Below are 24,690 nucleotides of genomic sequence, written 5' to 3' on the forward strand. Positions count from 1 at the left end.
ACGATGAGTGGCAGTCACCCGATAAAATTTCTGCTACCATCCCAACACGATTCACCTTGCAAAGTGGCAGTGACTATGAAATTTGTCTCTTTTAATATCAACGGCCTGCGCGCCCGTCCCCATCAACTTGAAGCGATTGTCGAAAAACACCAGCCCGATGTGATCGGTCTACAGGAGACAAAAGTCCACGACGAAATGTTCCCGCTCGAAGAGGTCGCGAAGCTGGGCTATAACGTTTTCTATCATGGACAAAAGGGCCATTACGGCGTCGCGCTGCTAACAAAAGCCACGCCCATTTCCGTCAGACGCGGTTTCCCGGATGATGGCGAAGAGGCGCAACGCCGCATTATCATGGCGGAAATCCCCTCGCCGCTGGGTAATATTACCGTCATTAACGGCTATTTCCCGCAGGGGGAAAGCCGGGATCATCCGTTGAAGTTCCCCGCGAAAGCGCAGTTCTATCAGAACTTGCAAAACTATCTTGAAACGGAACTCAAGTGCAATAATCCGGTATTAATTATGGGCGACATGAATATCAGCCCGACCGATCTGGATATTGGCATCGGCGAAGAGAACCGCAAACGCTGGCTGCGTACCGGTAAATGCTCCTTCCTGCCGGAGGAGCGTGAATGGATGTCGCGGTTACTGAAGTGGGGATTAGTGGACACGTTCCGTCAGGCGAATCCGCAAACGATGGATAAATTTTCGTGGTTTGATTACCGCTCAAAAGGTTTCGTGGATAATCGCGGGCTGCGTATCGACCTCTTGCTGGCAAGCGCTCCGCTGGCGGAACGTTGCGCAGAAACCGGTATAGACTACGACATTCGCAGTATGGAAAAACCCTCCGACCATGCGCCGGTCTGGGCGACGTTTCGTGTTTGATTCCGCTTTCTGATTAACCGTAAGGCCGGGATAGCGCGACGCTTCCCGGCAGGAATAACGACCTTAACGACAATGATAAAAAAACTCGATGTTGTTGCCGCCATCATTGAACGCGACGGCAAAATTCTGCTGGCCCAGCGCCCAGCTCATGCGGATCAAGCCGGTTTATGGGAGTTTGCCGGCGGTAAAGTCGAACCCGGCGAAACCCAGCCGCAGGCGCTTATCCGCGAGCTACGCGAAGAGTTAGGGATTGACGCCACGCCCGGCGTCTATATCGCCAGCCATCAACGCGACGTGTCTGGCCGACGAATTCATTTGCACGCCTGGCATGTGCCTGCGTTTAACGGTCTGATACGTGCGCTGGAACATCAGGCATTAGCCTGGTGTACGCCGGAAGAGGCGCTGGAGTACCCCCTCGCCCCGGCGGATATTCCGCTATTGCAGGCGTTTATGGCTTTACGCGACGCCAGACTAACGGATTCGTGCTGATGGTTTTTTCGTCACGCTGGCACTGGAGCAAGACGCCTTCCACTTTTATTACCGCGCCTTCGGAGTAATTCTGATCCTGGTAAACGCAGCACTGAATGCAGGGCTGGGACGACTGACCGCGCATGCTGAAAACTTCCGGCGGGACATTCACCTGAATATCAGGACGACTGTTCTGGTTTGCCAGCCCGACCATTGGCATTATCGCCATCACGGCGACCACGAGGCTTCGGCGCATAGGATTTCCTTATTTTTCTAAGTATATTCTCAGTATAACGGTAAGCCGCCGTGAAAACTTTAATCCTCTTTTGTCATCGCTTTTAGTTATGACCCTCGCCCCGTTATGAATTTACTTAGCAGCGTCATTTTTTTCTTGCTTACCGTCACATTGCTGATGGTATAGTCGAAAACTGCAAATACATATTCTGATAAAACGCAAATACAACCACATTAATATATAAGAGGTTTTTATATCTATGGATCAGACATGTTCTCTGGAATCGTTCCTCAACCATGTACAAAAGCGCGACCCGCATCAAACCGAGTTCGCGCAAGCCGTCCGTGAAGTCATGACCACCCTGTGGCCGTTTCTTGAACAAAACCCCCGTTACCGCCACATGTCTTTACTGGAACGTTTGGTTGAACCAGAGCGCGTAATCCAGTTTCGCGTAGTGTGGCTGGACGACAAAAACCAGGTGCAGGTAAATCGCGCCTGGCGCGTGCAGTTCAACTCTGCTATCGGCCCCTATAAAGGCGGTATGCGCTTCCATCCTTCGGTAAACCTTTCCATCCTTAAGTTCCTCGGCTTTGAGCAAACCTTTAAAAATGCCCTCACCACGTTGCCGATGGGCGGCGGTAAAGGCGGCAGCGATTTCGATCCGAAAGGAAAAAGCGAAGGCGAAGTGATGCGTTTCTGCCAGGCGCTAATGACTGAACTGTATCGCCATTTAGGGCCGGATACCGACGTGCCTGCCGGGGATATCGGCGTGGGCGGGCGCGAAGTGGGCTTTATGGCGGGAATGATGCGCAAGCTTTCCAATAACAGCGCCTGCGTCTTCACCGGCAAAGGACTTTCCTTCGGCGGCAGCCTGATTCGTCCGGAGGCGACGGGCTATGGCCTGGTCTACTTCACCGAAGCGATGCTTAAACGTCATGGTCTCGGTTTTGAAGGGATGCGCGTCGCCGTGTCCGGCTCCGGCAACGTAGCGCAATACGCCATTGAGAAAGCGATGGCCTTTGGCGCGCGCGTGGTTACCGCGTCGGATTCGAGCGGGACGGTGGTCGATGAAAGTGGCTTCACGCCAGAGAAGCTGGCGCGTCTGTGTGAAATTAAAGCCAGCCGTGACGGTCGCGTCGCTGACTACGCCCGTGAGTTTGGCTTAACCTATCTGGAAGGCCAGCAGCCCTGGAGCGTACCGGTGGATATCGCCCTGCCATGCGCGACGCAGAACGAACTGGACGTTGACGCCGCGCGCGTACTGATTGCCAATGGCGTAAAAGCCGTGGCGGAAGGGGCAAATATGCCAACCACGATTGAAGCGACCGATCTCTTCCTTGAGGCGGGCGTACTGTTTGCGCCGGGTAAAGCCGCCAACGCGGGCGGCGTGGCGACATCGGGGCTGGAAATGGCGCAGAACGCCGCGCGGTTGAGCTGGAAAGCCGAGAAAGTGGACGCCCGTCTGCATCACATTATGCTGGACATCCACCACGCCTGTGTCGAGTACGGCGGCGACAATAAGCATACCAACTACGTTCAGGGCGCCAACATCGCCGGTTTCGTGAAAGTCGCCGACGCCATGCTGGCGCAGGGCGTCATTTAATCCCGTCGTCAGGCCAGATAGCTTTACGCTTATTCGGTCTGACGGCCTGTCTCCTTAGCAGGCGGGCTTTTTTTGCCCGCTCGCTTACGCGGCGCGCTCTTTTTCTTGTCTCCACCGCCTGGCGCGACTATCCCTCTGAAGCGCTTCACCGGCGTGCGCTTAGCCTGCTCGATCAGCTGATATAACGTGCCGACCAGCGGTTGCATGAAATCCTGGTAACGGCACTGCTTTTCGCTGATTTGCGTCAAAACAGATTCCCAGTGCGCGGTCATATCTGGACGGGCCGCCATTTCCGGCAGCGAATGTATTAACGCTTTGCCAGCATCGGTAGAATGAATGTAGCGCCCTTTTTTGGTCAGAAAGCTACGTTTGAACAGCAGCTCGATAATCCCGGCGCGCGTGGCTTCCGTCCCCAGCCCATCGGTCGCGCGCAGGATCTTTTTCAGATCTTTATCCTGCACGAAGCGGGCAATTCCGGTCATCGCGGAAAGCAATGTCGCATCAGTGAAATGACGCGGCGGCTGGGTTTGGCGCTCGACCACTTCCCCCTTTTCACACAGCAACTCATCACCTTTGGCGACAACCGGCAGCGGCGTACCGTCGTTTTCCTCGTCGCGCTCTTTACTGCCCAGTAACGTCCGCCAACCGGCCTCCGCCAGAAAACGCGCTTTGGCGACAAATTTCCCTTTGGCGATTTCCAGTTCAATAACGCATTTACGAAACACCGCGTCCGGGCAGAACTGCATCAGATACTGACGCGCAATCAGGGTGTACACTTTCGCTTCGTTTTCCGTCAGATGGACAGAAGAACTGCGCGCCGTCGGGATAATCGCGTGGTGCGCATCCACTTTTTTGTCATCCCAGCAGCGATTGCGCGTATCAGGATTAACCACAGGCTGCGGCAGTAAATCCGGGGCGTGGACGCTAATCGCGTTCATGACCGCCTGCCGTCCGGCAAAGTGTTCTTCCGGCAGATAACGGCAGTCGGAACGCGGATAGGTAATCAGTTTGTGGGTTTCATATAGCTTCTGACAAATATCAAGCACGTTTTGCGCGCTCAGGCCAAAGCGTTTAGCGGCTTCAATCTGTAGCGTCGAGAGCGAAAACGGCAGCGGCGCGGATTCTGATTCCCGTTTATCATTATAACTGGTTACCAGCGCGGGCTGACCGTTGATTCGGTTCACCACATGCTCCGCCAGCGGACGATGCAGCAAGCGCCCTTCTTCATCCTGATAAGGTTCGCACGCCTCGCTCGGCTGCCAGATAGCGGTAAAACGCTCGTCGGCAGGCGTAACGATGTGCGCCTTCACTTCAAAGAAGTCTTTGGCGACGAAGTTCTCAATCTCTTCGTCTCGCCGCACCACCAGCCCCAGTACCGGCGTCTGTACGCGTCCCACGGATAACACGCCCTGATAGCCAGCATTACGGCCCAGGATCGTGTAAGCGCGGGTCATATTAATGCCATACAGCCAGTCCGCTCGCGCTCGCGCCAGCGCGGAGACGCACAGCGGCACGAAGTCGCTGTTCGCTCGCAGCCTGTCGATAGCACGCTCGACCGCCTGCGGGTTAAGGTCGTTTATCAGACAACGCCGCACCTGTTGGCGCTTTTCGGCAGGAAGCTGGAGATAATCCAGCACTTCATCAACCAGAAGCTGCCCTTCGCGATCCGGGTCGCCAGCGTGAATAATTTCACCGGCTTGATGCAAAAAGCGCTTAATCACATTGAGCTGTTTGGTGACGGAAGGACGAGGCTGAAGCTGCCATTTTTCCGGCACGATAGGCAGGTCAGCCAGATTCCAGCGCGCATAACGGCTGTCATACGCATCCGGCTGCGCCTGTTCCAGCAAATGACCAATACACCAGGTGACGACCTGCCCGTTTCCGCACTCAATAAAACCATCGCCTTTACGGTGCGGTTTTGGCAGCACATCCGCAATGGCGCGCCCCAGACTCGGTTTTTCGGCAATAAACAACCGCATCAGGTTAACGAATCTCAACCATAGCGCGACCGCCGCGGGCCTCGACCAGTTCGCCAATCGCGGTCAGATCGATACCAAATTCCGCCGCGGTGGCTTTAACATCGTCTTCGGCGTCCGGCGTTACCGCCAACAGCAGACCGCCTGACGTTTGCGGATCGCACAGCAGGCTACGAACTTCACGCGACATGTCGCCCATCAGATGACCATAGCTGGCGAAGTTGCGCTCTGTGCCGCCCGGTACGGCGCCCAGAGCAATATACTCTTCCACGCCCGGCAGTTTAGGGATGTCCTGATAGCAAAGCAGCGCCTGCACGCCTGCGCCCTGGCACATCTCGCTCAGGTGCCCCAGCAGGCCAAAACCGGTAACGTCAGTCATAGCTTTTACGCCGTCGATATTGGCAAACGCCGCGCCAGCAACGTTCATCCGACACATGACTTCCGTCGCCAGCCCCTGATGTTCAGGTTTAAGCAGCGATTTTTTCTCGGCGGTGGTCAACACGCCAATCCCCAACGGTTTGGTCAGAAAGAGTTTGCATCCCGCCTGCGCGGTACTGTTTTTCTTCACCCGTTCGGTCGGCACTACGCCTGTGACCGCGAGACCAAAGATCGGCTCCGGGGCGTCAATAGAGTGTCCGCCCGCCAGCGCGATACCGGCCTGACGGCAGGCAAAGCGCCCCCCCTCGGTCACTTCACGCGCAATATCGGGCGACAGGGTATTAATCGGCCAGCCAAGGATCGCGATCGCCATAATCGGTTTGCCGCCCATCGCAAAAATATCGCTGATAGCGTTTGTTGCCGCAATGCGGCCAAAATCGAACGGGTTGTCGACTATCGGCATAAAGAAGTCGGTGGTGCTGATGATACTGGTGCCATTACCCAGATCGTAAACCGCCGCATCATCGCGGGTTTCATTACCCACCAGCAGATTCGGGTCGACGAACTTCGCCTGCTCGCTATGCAGGATAGTCTCCAGCACTTTAGGGGAAATTTTACAACCGCAACCAGCGCCGTGGCTGTATTGCGTTAAACGAATGGCTTGCTCGCTCATGGACATCTCCTGTCATTGCATTCGCGCTATGGTAGCGCTCATTCCCTGATGTGGTAAGTATCACTGTCTGAATTACCGCGCCTTTGCTCAGAATCCAGACAGTTTTATCCCTCAGCGTCAGAAATAACGCACAAACGGCGTGGGGTCGGGGGTACTGATCGTCGTTGACGCTTTGAGCTGCGGCGTGCCGAGATAGAGAAAACCAACAATTTTATCCTGCGGGCGGCACTCAAAGGCTTCCCGCACGATAGCGCTCTCCGTTAATGCGCCGCTACGCCAGATACCATTAAACCCTTGCGCAATCGCCGCCATTTGCATCGCCATCACCGCGCATCCGGCAGACATCTCCTGCTCCCACACTGGAACCTTATGGTTTTCTTCGCATTTCGCCACCACGGTAATGATCAGCGGTGCGCGAAACGGCGCATTACGCGCTTTTTCGATCGCTTTCTCATCGCCCCCGGCAGCGACAGCGCCTTGTTCAAGCACGGCGCTGAAGCGGTCGCGCCCCTCTCCTTCAATCACAAAAAAACGCCACGGCTGTAGAGATTTATGATCGGGAACACGCATTCCCGCCCGCAGAATGTTCTGTAATTGCTCTCCGACAGGCGCCGGTTCTGCGAGACGAGAGGCGCTACGACGGTTGACCAGCAGTTCTAGTGCATCCATTTGATTAACTCCAGCAATGATATTTATTCACAAAATTAACACGGGAGCGGATTTTGTTACAGCGCAGGCAGTGATTCCTGCTGACAACTGCCTGATGGGTCATTACGATAGCCACATCTTAATGCTTTATCCTCACCAAGGTACAAGCGTTGTTACTCAGATAGGGAGAATACATGCGAACCCTGTGGCGATTTATTGCCGGATTTTTTAAATGGACGTGGCGAGTGTTGAACCTCGTCCGTGAAATGGTACTCAACCTGTTCTTTATTTTTTTGGTTCTGGTGGGCGTTGGGATCTGGATGCAGATCGGTAACGGCAGCAACAGTGAGCAAACGGCGCGCGGCGCTTTGCTGCTGGATATTTCCGGCGTCATTGTGGATAAACCGTCCACCAATCACCGTCTGGGCGCGCTGGGTCGCCAGTTATTTGGCGCCAGCTCCGACCGTCTGCAGGAAAACTCCCTGTTTGACATCGTCAACGCTATTCGTCAGGCGAAAGATGACCGTAACATCACGGGTATCGTTCTGGATCTGAAAAACTTCACCGGCGCCGATCAACCGTCAATGCGCTATATCGGTAAAGCGCTGCGCGAATTCCGCGACAGCGGCAAACCGGTTTTCGCCGTGGGTGAAAACTACAGCCAGGGTCAGTATTACCTCGCCAGTTTCGCCAATAAAATTTGGCTTTCCCCACAGGGCCAGGTAGATCTTCACGGCTTCGCTACGAATGGCCTGTACTACAAAACGCTGCTGGATAAACTGAAAGTCTCTACCCACGTTTTCCGGGTCGGCACCTATAAATCCGCCGTCGAGCCGTTTATCCGCGACGATATGTCGCCCGCCGCCCGCGAGGCCGACAGCCGCTGGATAGGCGAACTGTGGCAAAACTACCTGCATACCGTTTCCGCCAATCGCCAGATTTCGCCGCAACAACTCTTCCCCGGCGCGCAGGCTATTATCGACGGGTTAACCAGCGTGGGCGGCGACACCGCCAAATATGCGTTCGACCATAAACTGGTGGACGCCCTCGCCTCCAGCGCAGATGTTGAAAAAGCGCTGACGAAGCAGTTTGGCTGGAGCAAAACCGAAAATAACTATCGCGCGATCAGCTATTACGATTATTCGCTGAAAACGCCTGCGGATACCGGCGGTACTATTGCGGTTATTTTCGCCAATGGCGCGATTATGGATGGCGAAGAAACGCCAGGGAATGTCGGCGGCGACACTACGGCATCGCAGATCCGCGACGCACGCCTTGATCCTAAAGTGAAAGCGATTGTGCTGCGCGTCAATAGCCCAGGCGGTAGCGTCAACGCCTCCGAAGTTATCCGCGCCGAACTGGCGGCAGCAAGAGCGGCTGGCAAACCGGTGGTGGTCTCAATGGGCGGTATGGCGGCCTCCGGCGGTTACTGGATCTCTACGCCGGCAAACTATATCGTGGCCAGCCCCAGCACGCTGACGGGTTCAATTGGCATCTTCGGCGTCATCAATACGGTAGAAAACAGCCTGTCGTCGATTGGCGTACACAGCGACGGCGTTTCCACCTCGCCGCTGGCGGATATTTCGATGACCAAAGCGCTGTCACCGGAAGTGCAGCAGATGATGCAACTCAGTATTGAGTACGGCTACAAACGCTTTATCACACTGGTGGCAGACGCGCGTAAGCGTACGCCGGAGCAGATTGATAAAATCGCGCAAGGCCATGTCTGGACCGGAGAAGACGCGAAAGCCAATGGTCTGGTGGACAGTCTCGGCGACTTTGACGACGCCGTCGCCAAAGCGGCGGAGCTGGCGAAACTGAAACAGTGGCATCTTGATTACTATCAGGACGAACCGACGGTCCTTGATATGGTCATGGACAGTATGACCGGATCAGTACGCGCCATGCTGCCGGAGGCCATTCAGGCGATGCTCCCAGCGCCGCTCGTTTCCGCCGCCAACACGGTGAAGGCCGAGGGGGATAAACTGGCGGCATTTAACGATCCCCAAAACCGTTATGCGTTCTGTTTGACTTGCGCGAACGTTCGCTAATGCTTCATCAATAGGCATACCGGATGGCGGCGTCTGCTCATAGCCGCCATCCGATAATCATTAATACGTCCTTCGCGACACGACTGAACATTATCATGCAAAAGAAATCAATTTACGTTGCCTATACCGGCGGTACTATCGGTATGCAGCGCTCAGATAAAGGGTATATCCCGGTGTCCGGGCACCTTCAGCGCCAGCTGGCGCTGATGCCGGAATTCCACCGCCCGGAGATGCCGGATTTTACCATCCATGAATATGCCCCGCTGATGGATTCATCAGATATGACGCCGGAAGACTGGCAGCATATCGCTGCAGATATCAAAGCGCACTACGATGAGTATGACGGTTTTGTTATTCTGCACGGCACCGACACGATGGCGTTTACCGCATCGGCGCTCTCTTTCATGCTGGAAAATCTGGGCAAACCGGTCATTGTGACAGGGTCACAAATTCCGCTGGCTGAGCTGCGCTCCGACGGGCAAATTAATTTGCTGAATGCGCTTTATGTCGCCGCCAACTACCCTATTAATGAAGTAACGCTGTTTTTTAATAATCGTCTGTTCCGCGGCAATCGCACGACCAAAGCCCATGCGGATGGTTTTGACGCTTTTGCCTCTCCTAATCTGCCGCCCTTGCTGGAAGCAGGAATTCACATTCGCCGTTTAAATACGCCTCCCGCGCCCTACGGTTCTGGTGAATTAATCGTTCACCCTATTACGCCGCAGCCGATAGGCGTAGTGACGATTTATCCGGGGATTTCCGCCGAGGTAGTACGTAACTTTCTGCGTCAGCCGGTAAAAGCGCTGATTCTGCGCTCTTATGGCGTAGGCAACGCGCCGCAAAATAAAGCGTTTTTACAGGAGCTGAAAGAGGCCAGTTCGCGCGGCATCGTGGTGGTTAACCTGACGCAATGCATGTCAGGGCGAGTCAATATGGGCGGGTACGCTACCGGTAATGCGCTGGCGCACGCTGGCGTGATTGGCGGTGCCGATATGACCGTCGAAGCTACCTTAACCAAACTGCATTATTTGTTAAGCCAGGGTCTGGACACTCAGGCGATTCGTAGCGCGATGGCGCAAAACTTGCGTGGTGAATTGACGCCGGATGATTAAAAAATCCCGACGACAAGGAGAAGATAATGACAAACCGGGCCTTATTACTGGTCGACTTGCAAAATGACTTTTGCGCCGGCGGCGCGCTGGCTGTAGCGGAAGGCGACAGCACCATCGACATCGCCAACGCTCTTATTGACTGGTGCCAGCCCCGGCAGATTCCGGTGCTGGCCAGCCAGGACTGGCATCCCGCGCAGCATGGCAGCTTCGCCAGCCAGCATCAGGCGGAACCCTATAGTCAGGGAGAGCTGGACGGGCTGCCGCAAACGCTCTGGCCGGATCACTGCGTTCAACATACCGACGTCGCGGCGTTACATCCCCTGCTTAACCAACATGCGATTGACGCCTGCATCTATAAGGGTGAGAACCCGCTGATTGATAGCTACAGCGCGTTTTTTGACAACGAACATCGGCAGAAAACTACTCTTGATACCTGGCTTCGCGAGCATGACGTTACCGAGCTTATCGTGATGGGGTTGGCGACCGATTACTGCGTAAAATTTACGGTGCTGGATGCGCTAGAGTTGGGCTATGCCGTTAACGTTATCACCGATGGCTGTCGCGGCGTGAATATTCACCCGCAGGATAGCGCACACGCGTTTATGGAAATGGCGGCGGCAGGCGCGACGCTGTATACGCTGGCAGACTGAGAAGAGACGCAGGGCCAGGCTGTCGCCAGGTAGCGGAGCAGGTATCGTATCCGGTCAATACATCACGCAACGGTGAGACCATTGCATAGATCTTTGGGCCGGATACGTCACGTCAGCATCGCTACCAGGCAAAGCTCAACGCAGGCTGGAGAGCGCTTCTAACGAAACTCTTCTCGTTTCAATGCCAAAACAAAATAATATCAGCGCGCACGCCGCCAGCAGCATACCCAGCACAACAAAAACGGTGACAGATCCATACCGGGTCAGTAAAACCGCCACGCCGTAGGGGGTAAAGACAGCGACGATCCGCCCTACCGCATTCACAAAACCCGATCCACGTAGTCTAAGGTGCGTAGGCCATAATTCGGGAACGTAAACCGCCGAGGCGAAGCAGACGTACATATACAGAAAGGAAATCATTACTAGTCCATAAAGCAGAATGGCCCATTCCTCAGTCTGTATTGAGTAAAAATATCCTACTACCGCAATAACGATAAGCAACAGCGAACCAAATAACCGTCTGGGGAAATGGTCAATAATGAGCGCGGCGATAAATATGCCCACCGGCGCGCCAATCATAATGATGGCGGTCATGAAAATAGATTTTGTAACATCAATTCCTGAATTAACAAAAATTGTCGGGATCCATACCGTAATGGTATAAAGCGAAATGTTCATCGCAATCAATACAGTGATCGCCACTAACGTGCGCCGCAGCATTTGTCCTTTGAATAAGAGCCAGAATGTACCGTTTTCAAAGCGCGATTCCATGGATTTATTGCTTTCCTGATGCGTCGGCAAAATAATACTTTTTTCTTTTTCTATTTGCGATTCAATCATGAGAAGCTGTTGTTCAGCCTCGCGTTGCCGCCCTTTACCTGCTAACCACCTGGGCGATTCGATAAAGTACTTCCCCGAGAGAGACCACGCCAGCAGCATCCCTATCCCGCCAAGAAGAAACATCATCCGCCAGCTTAAAAACGCAATGACCACTACACCAATTCCCGCAGACAGCATCGGTGACCAGTTTCCTACAAAAGAGAGACGCGCGGACCATTTTCCTCGTACAACGGGAGGGATAAACTCGGTAAAAGAAGCATATCCAACCATAATCAATGCCCCCATGCCTGTCCCCATCAGACAACGAAAGAAAATCAGCCAGTACATATTGGGAACAAATGCGGCAGCCGTTGCGGAGATGCCCACAAGCAACAAATTAATGCGAAACGCTTTTCGACGCCCCAGGTAATCCCCAATAAAACCGCCGGTAAGCGAACCAATAAAGTAGCCAAGCATCAGTGCCGATGTGAACGCGGCATTAAGATAATTATTCGACCAGCCATTGTTTATCAATTTGGCCAGAACCACATTTCCTGAGTAACTCAAAAACCCCGTTAATAGCAGGCCAAAACTAATTATTCCAAAAATACGAAAATGAAACCGGGATAACGGTAAGCGGTCTAGTCTGGCGCCGATATGATCATTGTCTTCCATCTGGATGGCCTCTAACGCAGCAAAATAATAAATTATTGTCTCGCGGCAAAGGGGTATTTGCCGCACTTGCTATCATCTGCCGTTTTTTTTTTGGCATAGTCCAGGCGAAAACAATCCAGTCAAGGATAATCTATCGATTAATAGACAAGCTGGATATTATTTTTATCGCAAAATGCGATCCATTCATCACCTGGCATTTTATTCGTTATCAGGTAATGGATATGACTAAAATCGACCAACCGCACGAACGCTTTGCGATTAAATTTTGAGTGGTCCACCAATAACGCCACCTCTGTGGCCTGGCGAATCATCGTTTTTTTGATTTCAGCTTCCGCCTCGTTAGAATCAAGCGCCCCGCTCGCCATATCCAGCCCTTTACAACTCATTACCATAATATCAACATGATAACGGCTGATTATTTCTTTAGTGATACGCCCCTGCAGCGATAGCGTATTTTTATTTAACTCACCGCCCGTAGAAACAAGATTAATGTCCGATTGCGCCAGTTCATGGAAAGCTTCCGCTGAGTTAGTTAACAAAGTAAGATCGTTTCGGTCTTTCAGGAGTTTTAGCAATTCCATTACCGTACTGCTGGAGTCGGCGGCCATCGTTGTTTTGTTTTTAATAAACGGAAGCGTATTACGGGCTATAATTTGCTTCTCTTCATAGAACGATTTTGCACGCTTATAAAAATGGATATTGTCAGCCAGCACCGCCGAATTTAATACCGCACCGCCATAAGTTCGAGTCAAAAAGCCTTCATCTTCGAGTTTTTCCAGATCGCGTCGAATTGTCTCTTCGGTTACCTGAAAAATTGAACTCAAGTTAGAGACTGTTACTTTTTTATCATTAGCGACCATTTGTTTGATCGCCTGAATCCTGTCTTTCGCCGCCACGATTACACCTCTGTTTTCGACGTCATGATAAACGTTGAGTATCTCACAGACTATGTTTACTTTCAAAATAAGCCGTTTGAATAACAGATTTTATCTGCATTTCGCCAAAAAAGAGGTGTAATGTATTGCTTATGGATTGTCCAGCGCTTCCGCCATTTGTCTCATCAATAACGCATCGTCATCCGTTAAGGTGATGGACAGCGCAGCGATATTCTCTCGTACCTGCTCCGGCGACGTGGCACCGCTCAGTATCGAAATCAATTCGCTTTGTCGCAATATCCACGCCAGCGCCAGCGTCGGGACGGCGCAATGGTATTTGTCGCACAATGGCTGCCACTGCTCCAGCATATCAATAACCCGCAACATATTCTCACGCTGGAACCAGAGTTTATTCGCTCGCGCCCCGCCGGGAACATAGTCACGGGTAATGGTGCCGGTTAACAATCCCTGCTCCAGTGGCGAATAAACCTGTACCACGATGCCGTGCTCGCGGCATAGAGGCAGCAGCTCCGTTTCCAGCGCCCGGTCAAGAATGCTGTATTTCGCCTGTATGATGTCCAGCTCGCCATGTTTAAGGTATTCGCGGATATGGCTGACATCTACATTCGCCGCCCCGATAGAACGGATTTTCCCCTCTGCTTTCAGCTCATTGAGCACGCCAACGGTTTCCGCAATCGGCGTAAAAAACGGCGGTACTGACTGCCAGTGGGTCATATAGATATCGATATAATCAATCCCTAGTCGCTGGAGACTGGCATCAACTTCTTTACGAATAGAGTCCGGAGAAAGATTTTTATAAAGCTGGCGATCGCCGACTTTATTGAACAGACTCCCTTCCCGCTCCCAGACGATCCCGCATTTGGTCTCTACCACCATCTCGTTACGCGGTAATTTTTTCAGCGCCTGACCGACAATCACTTCGCTATTGCCAAAGTTGTAGCCCGGCGCCGTATCAATCAGGTTAATACCGCAACGGTGCGCCTCAACGATAGTATCGATGCAGACCTGCATATCGAGGTTGCCATTCCATGCCGGACCGCCGCCGATAGCCCAGGTGCCGAGTCCCATACGGGAAAGCGCTATATCTGTATTACCTAAAGGTATCATTTTCATCTGCCGCTATTACCCTTCGTATTCATTCAGGAGTTGTTCCACTAGCATTCTGTTTTTCACGCCCGTTGTGGCGCCCACGTTGAGTACCGATATCGCGGCCGTCGCATTGGCGAACCGTGCGCATTCACGCAGCGTTTTTCCCTCCAGCAGCGCGGCGATAAATCCCGATGCAAAATTATCGCCGGCGCCAATAGTGTCGATGGCGGTAATGCCTGACACCGCAGGCACTTCCATTTTTATATCGGCGCTTTTGATAAAGCAGCCTTTCTTGCCAGTTTTAATCACCACCGTTTTTACGCCACATTGCAAAAAACAATCGGCAATATCATCCAGCGTCTCTTTCCCGGTCAGCTTTTTGGCTTCATCAATATTAGGAAACAGATAATCGACAAAACTTAGCGCTTCGCGAATATCGTCCAGAGTTTCATTCAGCCGCGGTTTGATCATGTCAGCGCAGATAACCAGTTGATGCGCTTTCGCCTGCGTAAAAATAGCCGTTAATGCTTTGCCATCCAGCAGCGGGCTGTTAAAGATACTTGCTAGTGATAACAGCCTGACCTGAGAAAAACGGTCAAAATCGACATCGTTAATATTTAGCTTCCACAGACTGCCGTTACGGTTAGTGACAAAGGTGCGCTCACCATCATCAGTCACCAGCCCAACATTAATTGAGGTATCAATATCAGCATCCTGCTTCAGGCTCTGAATATCGATATTCTCCTTCCGACAGTGGTCGAGAATAAAATATCCTGCCGCATCGTCGCCAACGCGACTCATTAGCGCAGTGCGATGCCCGAGACGCGAAATAATCGTGGCTTCATTAATCGCATCTCCCCCTGTGGTCATGGCAATTCGTTCTAATGGATACGAATCGACATCAAAGATATTTTTACTAACCGGTTGCAAAGGAATGTCGACAATGGCCGCCCCTATGCAAAGAACTTCGATTTCGTCCATATCATCATTCCGCTTTACCATCTGAACCAAACAGTTTGATTTTTTCCAGCGCACGGGCTTTTACCGCTTTGCGTACTTCGCGTTCCAGATGCAGGAACGGCTGATCCTGATTCTCTTTTACCGCTACCATCGCGGCCTGACACAGTTCGGTGTGGATATTGATTTTCGAGATGCCCAGCGAAATGGCTTTTTTGATATCCGCGTCGCTAATACCGGAAGCGCCGTGTAACACTAGCGGTACGGAAACGGCCTGGCGCACGCGCTCCACGACCTCAAAATTCAGTTTTGGTTCAGAGGTGTACACGCCATGCTGGTTGCCGATGGCGACCGCCAGCGAGTCACAACCGGTGCGCGCTACAAATTCCGCCGCCTGATCCGGGTCGGTATAGTGATACCCCGCCAACGCCTCTTCATACACCGTTTCGTTCCCTACGTGCCCTAACTCCGCCTCTACCGGAATACCCAGCGGATGAAAGAAATCAACGGCTTCTTTGGTCAGGCGAATATTTTCTTCAAAATCAAAGGATGAAGCGTCACGCATCAGCGAGTTCATGCCGTGCGCCCAGGCATTATGGATAATGTCCATGCTACGTCCATGATCCCAGTGGGTAATTACCGGCACAGAGGCTTTTTTAGCCATGGAAACCATCATATGAGAGAAGTCTTCAAATGAAGTATTGCCCACAAATCCGGTACCAAAGGAGATAATAACCGGCGAATTTGCCTCTTCCGCCGCATCAATCACTCCCATCAACATTTCCGCATTCCACACGTTAAAGTGCGCAATCGCGTAATGTTTATTTTGTGCATCATTTTCCCAATATTTTATATCTGCCAACATCGCTGTTTCTCCCGTTTTTTATTAATCGCAAACTTTAATAACGCCTTTAATAATGTCGCGTTTGTTATTCACCGACTCTTCAAATGCACGTTGTACGTCTTTGTAATCGTAAATATGCGTCACCATTGATTTCACATCGAAACGCCCGGAGGAGATGGCATCAATAGTCACCGGATAGCGGTTGGCATAGCGGAATACCGTCTGGATGGAGACTTCACGGTTAATTTTGAGGAAATTAATCGCTGAATCTCCCGCGACAGTGCCGACAATCATGATCTTCCCGCCGCGCATGACCAGATACGGCGCTTGCTGAGTTGTGACGGCGGAACCGGCGGTTTCAAACACAATATCGGCGCCCATATCGTCGGTGAACTGCTGGCAGCGCGCGACAGTATCTTCTTTCGCCCCATTGATAACGGTTGTCGCTCCCAGTCGTTCAGCCATTGCCAGCCGTTTTTCCAGCACATCCACTACCGCGATATTGGTCGCCCCCAGACACTTACACGCTTGCAGGGTCATTAAACCAATGCAGCCCGCGCCGAGAATGACGATTTTCTTACCCGGTTTAACATCCGCCAGCATTGCCGCGTGCATTCCAACAGCAGCAGGTTCCACCAGCGCACCTTCCATAGTGTCCATATTGTCCGGAAGCTTGTACGTAAAACTTTCCGGATGGCACAGATAGTGCGTTAAGGCCCCGCGATAATTCGGCTGCGTCTCCATAAAATCAACATCCGGACAAATATTGTATTTTCCTTCCAGACAATAGCGGCAGTGGCCGCACGGCACGCCCGGCTCGATATTAACCCGATCGACTGGCTTAAATTTGCTTACCCGATTGCCGACCGCAATGACCGTTCCGGCACACTCATGCCCCAGGCCAATTTCCTGATTTGGATCCTTCGGCGGAATGAATGGCCCGGATTCAAAACCGTGAACATCTGAACCGCAAATACCGACATATTCCACTTTGATCAGCACTTCGTTATCTTTTGGCACCGGAATATCCGCTGCGATAATTTTCATGGTGCCCGGCGTTTTTAATATCGCTTTTGAATTTTTCATTTTTATTCCTTTATTTACTCGTGACCTTATCAATGCCCAGACTTTTGACCGAAACACCCTTGGTCTCGATTCCGATAGTCGCTATTGCGACGGCGACGATAATCGAGACAGCGCCCAGCAGGACGAAAACGCCCGTCACGCCATAACCGTTGAGTAATACCGCCACCGCATAGGGGGCAGCGATACCGCTGATTCTGCCGACAGCGTTCGCCAGGCCGGAACCGCGAAGTTTCGCTTCTGTTGGCCAGATCTCCGGCACATAGACCGCCGAGGCATAACAGACATACATATAGACAAAGGTAATCAGGAAAAAGCCAATTAAGGTGATGAGCAACATGCTGGTTTGCAGCGAATAAATATATCCCAGCACGGCAATCAGAATTAATAAACCGACACCCATGGTTTTGCGCGGAATTTTATCCATTACCAGCATAGCGATAAATATGCCAAACGGTGCGCCGAACATACTCATGGTATTTAAAACGATCGAATCTTTGAGGTTGATGCCCTGTGTCATAAAGATGGTGGGCAGCCAGTTAATTAACGTGTATTGCACAACGTTCATGGCAATCAGCACGCAGGAACCCAAAATAACGCGTTTCAGTAATACGCCAGTGAGCAACGCTGAATACGGTACGGAACGCGGCGGCTTGCCACTGCTTTCAATAACAACCGGCGGCAGCGGTTTTCCTGTCTGACGTTCGATGCCTGCTTCAATGGCCTGCATAACCTTTTCGGCTTCCTGATAACGCCCGCGCGATTCCAGCCAGCGGGGAGATTCAGGGAAGTATCGCCAGGCAAGCGCGGTAGCAATCAGCGACAGCACAGCCGGGCTCAGTAACTGCACGCGCCAGTTCCATTCCGCGCTAATTAGCGGCGTCAGCCCCATTGCAATCAGGGAACACAATGGATATGACCAGTTGCCAATAAACGAAACACGACTCGACCAGGTGCCGCGATTTCTGCCGGGCATGTACTCGGTAAATCCGGCGAACAGCGTGACCAGTAGTGCCCCTAATCCCACGCCCATCACAAAACGACAGGCAATCAGGAACATCATATTCGGTGAAAATGCGCCCACGACCATCGAGGCAATGTGAATCGCTTCATAAAGAATAAAGGCGTTCCTGCGTCCGGTTTTATCGCCGATAATGCCGCCCACCAGCGCGCCGAGAAACATCCCCGCCGTGGTAATGGCGGAGAAGGTGGCTGTCGTGGAATTATCGGTCCAGCCTAACTCCTTGAGCTGGGCAAGAATTAATCCGCCGACGGCATTACTCCAGCAAACAAGCAGACCAAAGGCGACGACGGCAAACATTGATGAATGCCAGCGGCAATCCGGCAGGCGATCCAGCCGGGCGCCGCAGTGCGGTTTTGTTATCTGTTCCATGCGATAACGTTCCTTTAGCAGAAGGGTTATTCATCAAAGTCGTAGGTCATGATCACTTTAATGGCTGTCTTATCGACCATTGCGTCAAAGCCTTCGCGCCACTGAGAAAGACCGATACGATGGGTGATCATTGGTTTTACTTTGATAGCGCCGCTGGCAAGCAGGCGAATCGCATTGCGCCAGGATGTGGAGTCATAGGCCATATGCCCAATGATGCTTTTGTTCCAGGAAGTAATGTCGTTAATGGAGAAATCGAGCGGCTTAAATCCCATACCGACGCGAACCACTTCACCATTTGGCCGCAGCATGTCGATGGCCTGTTTAAGCGCAATGTTGGCACCGGAGCATTCGATCACCAGACCGAGGTTGTCTTTGCCGCAAATCTCCTGGCAGCGTGCGACGACATCTTCCGTGGAGCCGTTAACAAACGCCGTCGCGCCGAGTTCTTTGGCCACAGGGAAACGGACAGGAACATCCTCATCCAGGCCAACCACCACGATATTTACCGCCCCCATAATGCGGGCCATTTGGACCGAAAACAGACCTAACGGACCGGTGCCGATGACTACCACGTCCTGGCCGGGTAAAAATTTGGATTGCTGGGCGATAGATTTATAGGCGTTGCAGATAGGGTCCAGTACTGCGGCTTCCTCGTAATCCACGCCTTCCGGGATCTCCCACAGGGCATGGCGATGGATTTTCAGGATTTCTCCCGGAACCAGGCAGTATTTGGAAAATCCACCGCCCCAGGTGTTGTTATCCAGACCCAGATTCACTTTTTCTGTACAACACAGAAAATCGCCTTGTTCACAGGCAGGGCAAACGCCGCAAACGTGTCCGCTGTTGTCAGAAACCACGCGCTGGCCGACTTTCCAGTCTTTCACTTTTTCGCCCACCCGCGCGATACGTCCGGCGAATTCATGACCGCGAACGGAGTTAAATTCGTCGGACCCGCTGTCAACGTTATAGTGCTTCATATCCGCGCCGCAGATCGCCGCCGCTTTGATTTCGATAATCACGTCTTCCGGACCGCATACCGGCTCCGGGACATCAATCATTTTGTAGCCGCCAAAGGCCTTGCCAAATCTCGCCAGTGCTTTCATTGCATCTTCCTTTGTGTTTGGTGTGCATCAATGCTCATCATACTTAACCATAAAATCTTTAAGGTCAACGATAAATCTTTAAAACACAGATAATGATCTGTATTTACCAACCAAGATCACAAACTCAACGAAACAAACGGCGATAAAACCAAAAAGATGGAAGCCGTATCGCGAAAGACGGCGTGAACGCCTGCGCAGGTTTCCATGGATGAAGACGCTAATCTGCTGCGGTTATTTTTTCGTCACTCCATTCTGTGGCGTGTTTCTGTTTTAGATGTCGAAGAGGATCGTTAAAGAAGCCCGCGCGGTGTTTATTAAACCGGCGCAGAAGATTGTCGACAAATATGGTCTCGATGGGATCGATCTTGACTGGGAATATTCGTTTAACGTCGCATTTAAAAGCGCTTCGTCAGCTAATAGGCCCCAAAAACGGGTCACCCTCGCCGTCGGCGCGAATGCGGAAAGTCCGAAAAGCTGGCTGGACGTGAAAGCTATAGCCCCGTAGCTCGACTTTATCAATTTGATGACTTACGACATGGCCTACGGCACGCAGTATTTCAACGCCAATCCGTATGACTCAAACGCCTGGCCTGCTGCTGTCAGTGAAGTCTGACGGGGGAAAGCGCTGTTTGCCCTCCCTTATGAAAATCCGCGCTCGGTGGCGATCAACGCGAACCAGATTAAAAAGCGCGGGCTGGCTGGCGCAAGTTCTGGGAATAGGCCGCCGATGACAATAATCAGTTAGCGAAACAGTTGGCGGACTCGATGTACATTAAGCGTTAATGGGTAAAAATATGGCGGGCCTGTGCCTGGCAGCAATGAGCAGGCCCGGTAAGCACAACGCATTGGCAATGAAACCGCCGGATGGCGGCTACCTCTTATCCGGCTGTCGTTACTGCATTTTCAATGTCGCAATCGGCTTTGACGTAATACCGAAATCCGCTTTGAGCTGCTGCTTGCTTTTCATCACCATCTGACCGTGAGTATCGATCGTCATATGTTGCGCTTCGGTATTGTGCCGCGCCTGCCATAGCATCACCAGTTGCAGGCTGTTTTCTTTCTGTTCCGGCGTCAACGCCACGCCATCCGGCCACTTACCCAGCTCAACGGCGGTGGATAAACGTTGATACGCTTCCGGCGTCATGCTGTTAATGATCTCATCAAGATTCATGATGTGTCCGCTCCTGTGGAATAATTTGCTGAATCGTTTTTTCAGCCTTTCAGTTGATCGCCGTTTTTCTCGTCAGAAAAGGCCAGCGAGGCCGAGTTAACGCAATAGCGCTCACCGGTTGGCTGCGGCCCGTCCGGGAAAACGTGTCCGAGATGCGCATCGCAGTTACCGCAACGAATTTCGACACGCTGCATTCCATGAGAAAAATCGTCTATGTAACGAATCGCCTCTTCGCTGACAGGCTGGTAAAAGCTAGGCCAGCCGCAGCCTGAATCGTATTTGGTGTGGGAGTGAAAAAGCGGCGTATCACAGACCAGGCAGTGATAAACCCCATCGCGTTTATTATGTAGCAGGCGTCCGGTAAATGGCGGTTCTGTGCCACGATCCTGCGTCACGTAGAATTGCATTTCGGACAATTTTTTCTTGAGTTCTTCTGCTGAAGGTTGGTTAGCCATTTGCTCACATCTCACTTTAAACGTGCTCACATTGCCTGACCGATTCTAACAAAACATTAACACCTCAGTACCAACTTTTGTTCTAAACTTGATCATTGCGAAATGGCGGCTCACGAATCGTGACTGATGTCACATTATTATCTCGGTTGCCCTTTAAAATTCGGGACGGCGCCCCCATGTGGTTACAAGCCGAAAGGAAGAGTGAGGCGAATCAGCCGCGCAAAGGTTGTGCAGAGGATTGATTTGTCGCAATGATTGACACGATTCCGCTTGACGCTGCGTAAGGTTTTTGTAATTTTACAGGCAACCTTTTATTCACTAACAAATAGCTGGTGGAATATATGACTATCAAAGTAGGTATCAACGGTTTTGGCCGTATCGGTCGCATTGTTTTCCGTGCTGCTCAGAAACGTTCTGACATCGAGATCGTTGCAATCAACGACCTGTTAGACGCAGAGTACATGGCATACATGCTGAAATATGACTCCACTCACGGCCGTTTCGGCGGTACTGTTGAAGTGAAAGACGGTCATCTGATCGTTAACGGTAAAAAAATCCGTGTTACCGCTGAACGCGATCCGGCTAACCTGAAATGGGACGAAGTTGGTGTTGACGTAGTGGCTGAAGCTACCGGTATCTTCCTGACTGACGAAACCGCGCGTAAACACATCACCGCTGGCGCGAAAAAAGTGGTTCTGACGGGTCCGTCTAAAGACAACACCCCAATGTTTGTTAAAGGCGCTAACTTTGACAAATACGAAGGCCAGGACATCGTTTCCAACGCTTCCTGCACCACCAACTGCCTGGCGCCGCTGGCTAAAGTTATCAACGACAACTTCGGCATCATCGAAGGTCTGATGACTACTGTTCACGCGACTACCGCAACCCAGAAAACCGTTGACGGCCCGTCTCACAAAGACTGGCGCGGCGGCCGCGGCGCATCTCAGAACATCATCCCGTCCTCTACTGGCGCTGCTAAAGCGGTAGGTAAAGTACTGCCGGAACTGAATGGCAAACTGACTGGTATGGCGTTCCGCGTTCCTACTCCGAACGTATCCGTTGTTGACCTGACCGTTCGTCTGGAAAAAGCGGCTACCTACGAGCAGATCAAAGCTGCTGTTAAAGCTGCTGCCGAAGGCGAAATGAAAGGCGTGCTGGGTTACACCGAAGACGACGTTGTATCTACCGATTTCAACGGCGAAGTATGCACTTCCGTGTTCGATGCTAAAGCAGGCATCGCGCTGAACGACAACTTCGTGAAACTGGTCTCCTGGTACGATAACGAAACCGGTTACTCCAACAAAGTACTGGACCTGATTGCTCACATCTCCAAATAAGTTGAGATGACACAGTCATTGGTAAGAGCGACTCAGGTCGCTTTTTTTTGCTTAAAGATATACCCGTCATACTTCAAGTTGCAGGTGCGTTGGCTATGCTTTCTCACCCGAATCACTGACGGAAGTCGAACTTATCGGGATGAATCAGGGATGTCCATGTCCCTGGCCGGAGATTACCTACGGTTGTTCAAATTCGTTCCCGATGAATTTGTCGTTCACTTGCCGCGTTACTCGGCCTGCGGCCTCGCCTCTACGGGCCAGCGCAAGCACTGGTCAAGGCACAAGCGCCTTGTCATGCAACTCGAATTATTTAGGGTTAAGAGGATTGCGTAATGATTAATAAAATTTTTGCCCTCCCGGTTATCGAACAGCTTACCCCTGTCCTTTCCCGTCGTCAGCTTGATGACCTGGATCTGATCGTCGTTGACCATCCGCAGGTTAAAGCCTCTTTTGCATTACAGGGCGCGCACCTTCTCTCCTGGAAACCCGTTGGCGAGGAAGAGGTATTGTGGCTCAGTAATAATACGCCTTTCAAAACCGGCGTGGCGCTACGCGGCGGTGTACCGATCTGCTGGCCCTGGTTTGGACCTGCGGCTCAACAGGGTCTGCCGTCACACGGCTTTGCGCGTAATCTACCGTGGGCGCTAAAAGCGCATAATGAAGATGATAATGGCGTAATGCTGACATTTGAGCTGCAAAGCAGTGAGGCCACCCGGAAATACTGGCCGCACGATTTCACGCTGCTGGCACGTTTTAAAGTGGGCAAAACCTGTGAAATTGAACTGGAAGCGCATGGCGAGTTTGCAACCACATCCGCGCTCCACAGCTATTTTAATGTTGGCGACATCGCCAACGTTAAGGTCAGCGGACTCGGCGATCGGTTTATTGATAAAGTTAACGACGCTAAAGAAGGTGTCCTGACCGACGGTATACAAACCTTTCCGGACCGTACCGATCGCGTTTACCTCAATCCTGAAGCATGTAGCGTGATCCACGATGCGACATTAAACCGCACGATTGATGTGGTCCACCACCATCACCTTAACGTCGTAGGCTGGAACCCTGGCCCGGCGTTGTCCGTCAGCATGGGCGACATGCCGGATGACGGCTATAAAACGTTTGTCTGCGTTGAAACGGTTTACGCTACTGCGCCGCAACAAGCCACAGAAGAAAAACCCTCTCGTCTGGCGCAGACTATCTGCGTCGCTAAACGCTAAAAGTGAATGGATAACGGCGTTGCTATAGGATCTGAAAGGCGTCAGCCGCCATCAGGCATGACCTGCCGGATGGCGGCGCTTACACATTTTATCCGGCGTCACACCATATCCAACGCGGTTTTCCCTTTTGGCGCAGGCCAGGCGTTGTCCAGTAAGGCAAGTTCGTTTGCTGACAAGGTAATCTCAAGCGCCGCCGCATTTTGCTTCACGTGTTCTGTACTTCCGGCTTTCGGGATCGCCATCACGCCCGGATGCGCAATCACCCACGTCAGTAAGATTTGCGCCGCCGTAGCGTTATGCGCTTGCGCAATTTCATTCACCACCGGATGATTCAGTAAACCGCTACGTAATCGGCCAGCCTGCGCCAGCGGGCTGTAGGCCATCACTGGCATTCGCTGTTGTTGACACCACGGCAATAAATCATACTCAATACCGCGTGACGCCAGATGATAAAGCACCTGATTTGTCGCGCATTGCTGTCCCCCGGGGATGCGCCACAGAGCCTGCATATCGTCATAATCAAGATTAGAGACTCCCCAACGGCGAATTTTCCCCTGCGCGATTAGCCGCTCCATACCTTCAACGGTCTCTTCGAATGAAAAGCTTCCGGCCCAGTGCAATAGATAGAGATCGAGATAATCTGTTTTCAGACGACGCAGGCTTTTCTCACAGGCGGCAACTATCTTCTGGCCGCCAGCGTTCCACGGGTACACTTTTGACACCAGAAATGCCTCATCGCGTCGCCCTGCCAGCGCCTCGCCCACGACCTTTTCCGCCCCGCCGTCGGCATACATTTCCGCCGTATCAATAAGGCGTAACCCCAAATCCAGCCCCGCGCGCAGCGCCGAAACCTCGCGCTGACGTTGATCCGCGCGCTCGCCCATATACCATGTTCCCTGTCCGATGGCAGGAAGCTTCACCTGCCCGCAAAACGTTACGTTTTTCACTGATTTCATTTCCTTTTCAATGTCACTC

Annotated in this window: 23 protein-coding genes and 1 pseudogene; 9 read left to right on the forward strand and 15 right to left on the reverse strand. The window is 52.2% G+C overall.

Annotated elements, in window-relative coordinates:
* Positions 1-75 precede the first annotated feature (75 nt).
* Complete coding sequence (gene xthA, locus ACLJRU_RS18560; protein ID WP_000673955.1) at positions 76-882, forward strand: exodeoxyribonuclease III; 807 nt, start codon at positions 76-78, stop codon at positions 880-882.
* Between the two features lie 72 nt (positions 883-954).
* A complete protein-coding gene (locus ACLJRU_RS18565; RefSeq protein WP_000592136.1) occupies positions 955-1,371 on the forward strand; it encodes a pyrimidine (deoxy)nucleoside triphosphate diphosphatase in 417 nt (138 codons plus the stop codon).
* Here ACLJRU_RS18565 and ACLJRU_RS18570 read toward each other — a convergent pair.
* Entirely contained in the window at positions 1,331-1,606 is a 276-nt protein-coding gene (locus ACLJRU_RS18570) for a YnjH family protein (RefSeq protein WP_001254680.1), read from the reverse strand. The genes ACLJRU_RS18565 and ACLJRU_RS18570 overlap by 41 nt on opposite strands.
* A gap of 238 nt (positions 1,607-1,844) precedes the next feature.
* On the opposite strand from ACLJRU_RS18570, the gene gdhA reads away from it, so the two are divergent.
* Positions 1,845-3,188, forward strand: a complete 1,344-nt coding sequence (gdhA, locus tag ACLJRU_RS18575; RefSeq protein ID WP_000372865.1) for an NADP-specific glutamate dehydrogenase — start codon at positions 1,845-1,847, stop codon at positions 3,186-3,188.
* Positions 3,189-3,217: 29 nt separating this feature from the next.
* Here the strand turns inward: gdhA and topB are convergent, their stop codons facing one another.
* The 3 genes from topB to ACLJRU_RS18590 form a co-directional block, all read right to left on the reverse strand.
* Entirely contained in the window at positions 3,218-5,167 is a 1,950-nt protein-coding gene (topB, locus tag ACLJRU_RS18580; RefSeq protein WP_001235868.1) for a DNA topoisomerase III, read from the reverse strand.
* A 4-nt stretch (positions 5,168-5,171) separates the two neighbouring features.
* Entirely contained in the window at positions 5,172-6,215 is a 1,044-nt protein-coding gene (gene selD / locus ACLJRU_RS18585; RefSeq protein ID WP_001294900.1) for a selenide, water dikinase SelD, read from the reverse strand.
* A 117-nt stretch (positions 6,216-6,332) separates the two neighbouring features.
* The gene (locus ACLJRU_RS18590; protein WP_000339313.1) at positions 6,333-6,884 is read right to left on the reverse strand and encodes an NAD(P)H nitroreductase; all 552 of its coding nucleotides are present in this window, start codon (positions 6,882-6,884) and stop codon (positions 6,333-6,335) included.
* A gap of 173 nt (positions 6,885-7,057) precedes the next feature.
* Between ACLJRU_RS18590 and sppA the strand changes: the two genes are divergently transcribed.
* The 3 genes from sppA to pncA all read left to right on the forward strand — a co-directional run bounded on the left by sppA (position 7,058) and on the right by pncA (position 10,676).
* A complete protein-coding gene (sppA, locus tag ACLJRU_RS18595) occupies positions 7,058-8,914 on the forward strand; it encodes a signal peptide peptidase SppA (protein ID WP_001259883.1) in 1,857 nt (618 codons plus the stop codon).
* 95 nt (positions 8,915-9,009) lie between these two features.
* Positions 9,010-10,026, forward strand: coding sequence for an asparaginase (gene ansA / locus ACLJRU_RS18600; protein ID WP_001170134.1), 1,017 nt, complete (start codon positions 9,010-9,012; stop codon positions 10,024-10,026).
* Positions 10,027-10,052: 26 nt separating this feature from the next.
* A complete protein-coding gene (gene pncA, locus ACLJRU_RS18605; RefSeq protein WP_001539860.1) occupies positions 10,053-10,676 on the forward strand; it encodes a bifunctional nicotinamidase/pyrazinamidase in 624 nt (207 codons plus the stop codon).
* A 135-nt stretch (positions 10,677-10,811) separates the two neighbouring features.
* On the opposite strand, the gene ACLJRU_RS18610 is transcribed toward pncA, so the two are convergent.
* From ACLJRU_RS18610 to ACLJRU_RS18645, 8 genes are all read right to left on the reverse strand, one after another.
* On the reverse strand, positions 10,812-12,170 hold the full coding sequence (locus ACLJRU_RS18610) for an MFS transporter (protein WP_011264273.1): 1,359 nt from the start codon (positions 12,168-12,170) through the stop codon (positions 10,812-10,814).
* A gap of 137 nt (positions 12,171-12,307) precedes the next feature.
* Entirely contained in the window at positions 12,308-13,066 is a 759-nt protein-coding gene (locus ACLJRU_RS18615) for a DeoR/GlpR family DNA-binding transcription regulator (protein WP_001539857.1), read from the reverse strand.
* Between the two features lie 129 nt (positions 13,067-13,195).
* Complete coding sequence (locus ACLJRU_RS18620) at positions 13,196-14,179, reverse strand: aldo/keto reductase (RefSeq protein ID WP_000782142.1); 984 nt, start codon at positions 14,177-14,179, stop codon at positions 13,196-13,198.
* A 9-nt stretch (positions 14,180-14,188) separates the two neighbouring features.
* Positions 14,189-15,136: a carbohydrate kinase family protein gene (locus ACLJRU_RS18625; protein ID WP_000343333.1), complete on the reverse strand. Its 948-nt coding sequence runs from the start codon at positions 15,134-15,136 to the stop codon at positions 14,189-14,191.
* 4 nt (positions 15,137-15,140) lie between these two features.
* On the reverse strand, positions 15,141-15,977 hold the full coding sequence (locus ACLJRU_RS18630) for a ketose-bisphosphate aldolase (RefSeq protein ID WP_000878867.1): 837 nt from the start codon (positions 15,975-15,977) through the stop codon (positions 15,141-15,143).
* A 21-nt stretch (positions 15,978-15,998) separates the two neighbouring features.
* Positions 15,999-17,042: an NAD(P)-dependent alcohol dehydrogenase gene (locus tag ACLJRU_RS18635; RefSeq protein ID WP_001539852.1), complete on the reverse strand. Its 1,044-nt coding sequence runs from the start codon at positions 17,040-17,042 to the stop codon at positions 15,999-16,001.
* Between the two features lie 10 nt (positions 17,043-17,052).
* Complete coding sequence (locus tag ACLJRU_RS18640; RefSeq protein WP_011264272.1) at positions 17,053-18,432, reverse strand: MFS transporter; 1,380 nt, start codon at positions 18,430-18,432, stop codon at positions 17,053-17,055.
* Positions 18,433-18,458: 26 nt separating this feature from the next.
* The gene (locus ACLJRU_RS18645; protein WP_000645183.1) at positions 18,459-19,535 is read right to left on the reverse strand and encodes a zinc-binding dehydrogenase; all 1,077 of its coding nucleotides are present in this window, start codon (positions 19,533-19,535) and stop codon (positions 18,459-18,461) included.
* A 295-nt stretch (positions 19,536-19,830) separates the two neighbouring features.
* On the opposite strand from ACLJRU_RS18645, the pseudogene ACLJRU_RS18650 reads away from it, so the two are divergent.
* A pseudogene (locus ACLJRU_RS18650) lies at positions 19,831-20,252 on the forward strand (glycosyl hydrolase family 18 protein); the annotation flags it as partial.
* Positions 20,253-20,427: 175 nt separating this feature from the next.
* Here the strand turns inward: ACLJRU_RS18650 and ACLJRU_RS18655 are convergent.
* The gene (locus tag ACLJRU_RS18655) at positions 20,428-20,706 is read right to left on the reverse strand and encodes a YeaC family protein (RefSeq protein ID WP_001046859.1); all 279 of its coding nucleotides are present in this window, start codon (positions 20,704-20,706) and stop codon (positions 20,428-20,430) included.
* Between the two features lie 41 nt (positions 20,707-20,747).
* Positions 20,748-21,161: a peptide-methionine (R)-S-oxide reductase MsrB gene (msrB, locus tag ACLJRU_RS18660; RefSeq protein WP_001519539.1), complete on the reverse strand. Its 414-nt coding sequence runs from the start codon at positions 21,159-21,161 to the stop codon at positions 20,748-20,750.
* Between the two features lie 341 nt (positions 21,162-21,502).
* Here msrB and gapA point away from each other — a divergent pair, with 341 nt between their 5' ends.
* A complete protein-coding gene (gene gapA, locus ACLJRU_RS18665; RefSeq protein ID WP_000153509.1) occupies positions 21,503-22,498 on the forward strand; it encodes a glyceraldehyde-3-phosphate dehydrogenase in 996 nt (331 codons plus the stop codon).
* Positions 22,499-22,830: 332 nt separating this feature from the next.
* On the forward strand, positions 22,831-23,715 hold the full coding sequence (locus tag ACLJRU_RS18670) for a D-hexose-6-phosphate mutarotase (protein WP_000608662.1): 885 nt from the start codon (positions 22,831-22,833) through the stop codon (positions 23,713-23,715).
* A 98-nt stretch (positions 23,716-23,813) separates the two neighbouring features.
* On the opposite strand, the gene ACLJRU_RS18675 is transcribed toward ACLJRU_RS18670, so the two are convergent.
* Positions 23,814-24,671: an aldo/keto reductase gene (locus tag ACLJRU_RS18675; protein ID WP_000843740.1), complete on the reverse strand. Its 858-nt coding sequence runs from the start codon at positions 24,669-24,671 to the stop codon at positions 23,814-23,816.
* Positions 24,672-24,690: the final 19 nt, after the last annotated feature.

The sequence above is a fragment of the Salmonella sp. SAL00653 genome, from assembly GCF_046552515.1.
GTDB lineage: Bacteria > Pseudomonadota > Gammaproteobacteria > Enterobacterales > Enterobacteriaceae > Salmonella > Salmonella enterica.

Bases quoted from the DNA above. Each gene is read 5' to 3' on its own strand.
- xthA (WP_000673955.1), top strand. From the start codon at position 76: ATGAAATTTGTCTCTTTTAATATCAACGGCCTGCGCGCCCGTCCCCAT.
- ACLJRU_RS18565 (WP_000592136.1), top strand. From the start codon at position 955: ATGATAAAAAAACTCGATGTTGTTGCCGCCATCATTGAACGCGACGGC.
- ACLJRU_RS18570 (WP_001254680.1), bottom strand. From the start codon at position 1,606: ATGCGCCGAAGCCTCGTGGTCGCCGTGATGGCGATAATGCCAATGGTC.
- gdhA (WP_000372865.1), top strand. From the start codon at position 1,845: ATGGATCAGACATGTTCTCTGGAATCGTTCCTCAACCATGTACAAAAG.
- topB (WP_001235868.1), bottom strand. From the start codon at position 5,167: ATGCGGTTGTTTATTGCCGAAAAACCGAGTCTGGGGCGCGCCATTGCG.
- selD (WP_001294900.1), bottom strand. From the start codon at position 6,215: ATGAGCGAGCAAGCCATTCGTTTAACGCAATACAGCCACGGCGCTGGT.
- ACLJRU_RS18590 (WP_000339313.1), bottom strand. From the start codon at position 6,884: ATGGATGCACTAGAACTGCTGGTCAACCGTCGTAGCGCCTCTCGTCTC.
- sppA (WP_001259883.1), top strand. From the start codon at position 7,058: ATGCGAACCCTGTGGCGATTTATTGCCGGATTTTTTAAATGGACGTGG.
- ansA (WP_001170134.1), top strand. From the start codon at position 9,010: ATGCAAAAGAAATCAATTTACGTTGCCTATACCGGCGGTACTATCGGT.
- pncA (WP_001539860.1), top strand. From the start codon at position 10,053: ATGACAAACCGGGCCTTATTACTGGTCGACTTGCAAAATGACTTTTGC.
- ACLJRU_RS18610 (WP_011264273.1), bottom strand. From the start codon at position 12,170: ATGGAAGACAATGATCATATCGGCGCCAGACTAGACCGCTTACCGTTA.
- ACLJRU_RS18620 (WP_000782142.1), bottom strand. From the start codon at position 14,179: ATGAAAATGATACCTTTAGGTAATACAGATATAGCGCTTTCCCGTATG.
- ACLJRU_RS18625 (WP_000343333.1), bottom strand. From the start codon at position 15,136: ATGGACGAAATCGAAGTTCTTTGCATAGGGGCGGCCATTGTCGACATT.
- ACLJRU_RS18630 (WP_000878867.1), bottom strand. From the start codon at position 15,977: ATGTTGGCAGATATAAAATATTGGGAAAATGATGCACAAAATAAACAT.
- ACLJRU_RS18635 (WP_001539852.1), bottom strand. From the start codon at position 17,042: ATGAAAAATTCAAAAGCGATATTAAAAACGCCGGGCACCATGAAAATT.
- ACLJRU_RS18640 (WP_011264272.1), bottom strand. From the start codon at position 18,432: ATGGAACAGATAACAAAACCGCACTGCGGCGCCCGGCTGGATCGCCTG.
- ACLJRU_RS18645 (WP_000645183.1), bottom strand. From the start codon at position 19,535: ATGAAAGCACTGGCGAGATTTGGCAAGGCCTTTGGCGGCTACAAAATG.
- ACLJRU_RS18655 (WP_001046859.1), bottom strand. From the start codon at position 20,706: ATGAATCTTGATGAGATCATTAACAGCATGACGCCGGAAGCGTATCAA.
- msrB (WP_001519539.1), bottom strand. From the start codon at position 21,161: ATGGCTAACCAACCTTCAGCAGAAGAACTCAAGAAAAAATTGTCCGAA.
- gapA (WP_000153509.1), top strand. From the start codon at position 21,503: ATGACTATCAAAGTAGGTATCAACGGTTTTGGCCGTATCGGTCGCATT.
- ACLJRU_RS18670 (WP_000608662.1), top strand. From the start codon at position 22,831: ATGATTAATAAAATTTTTGCCCTCCCGGTTATCGAACAGCTTACCCCT.
- ACLJRU_RS18675 (WP_000843740.1), bottom strand. From the start codon at position 24,671: ATGAAATCAGTGAAAAACGTAACGTTTTGCGGGCAGGTGAAGCTTCCT.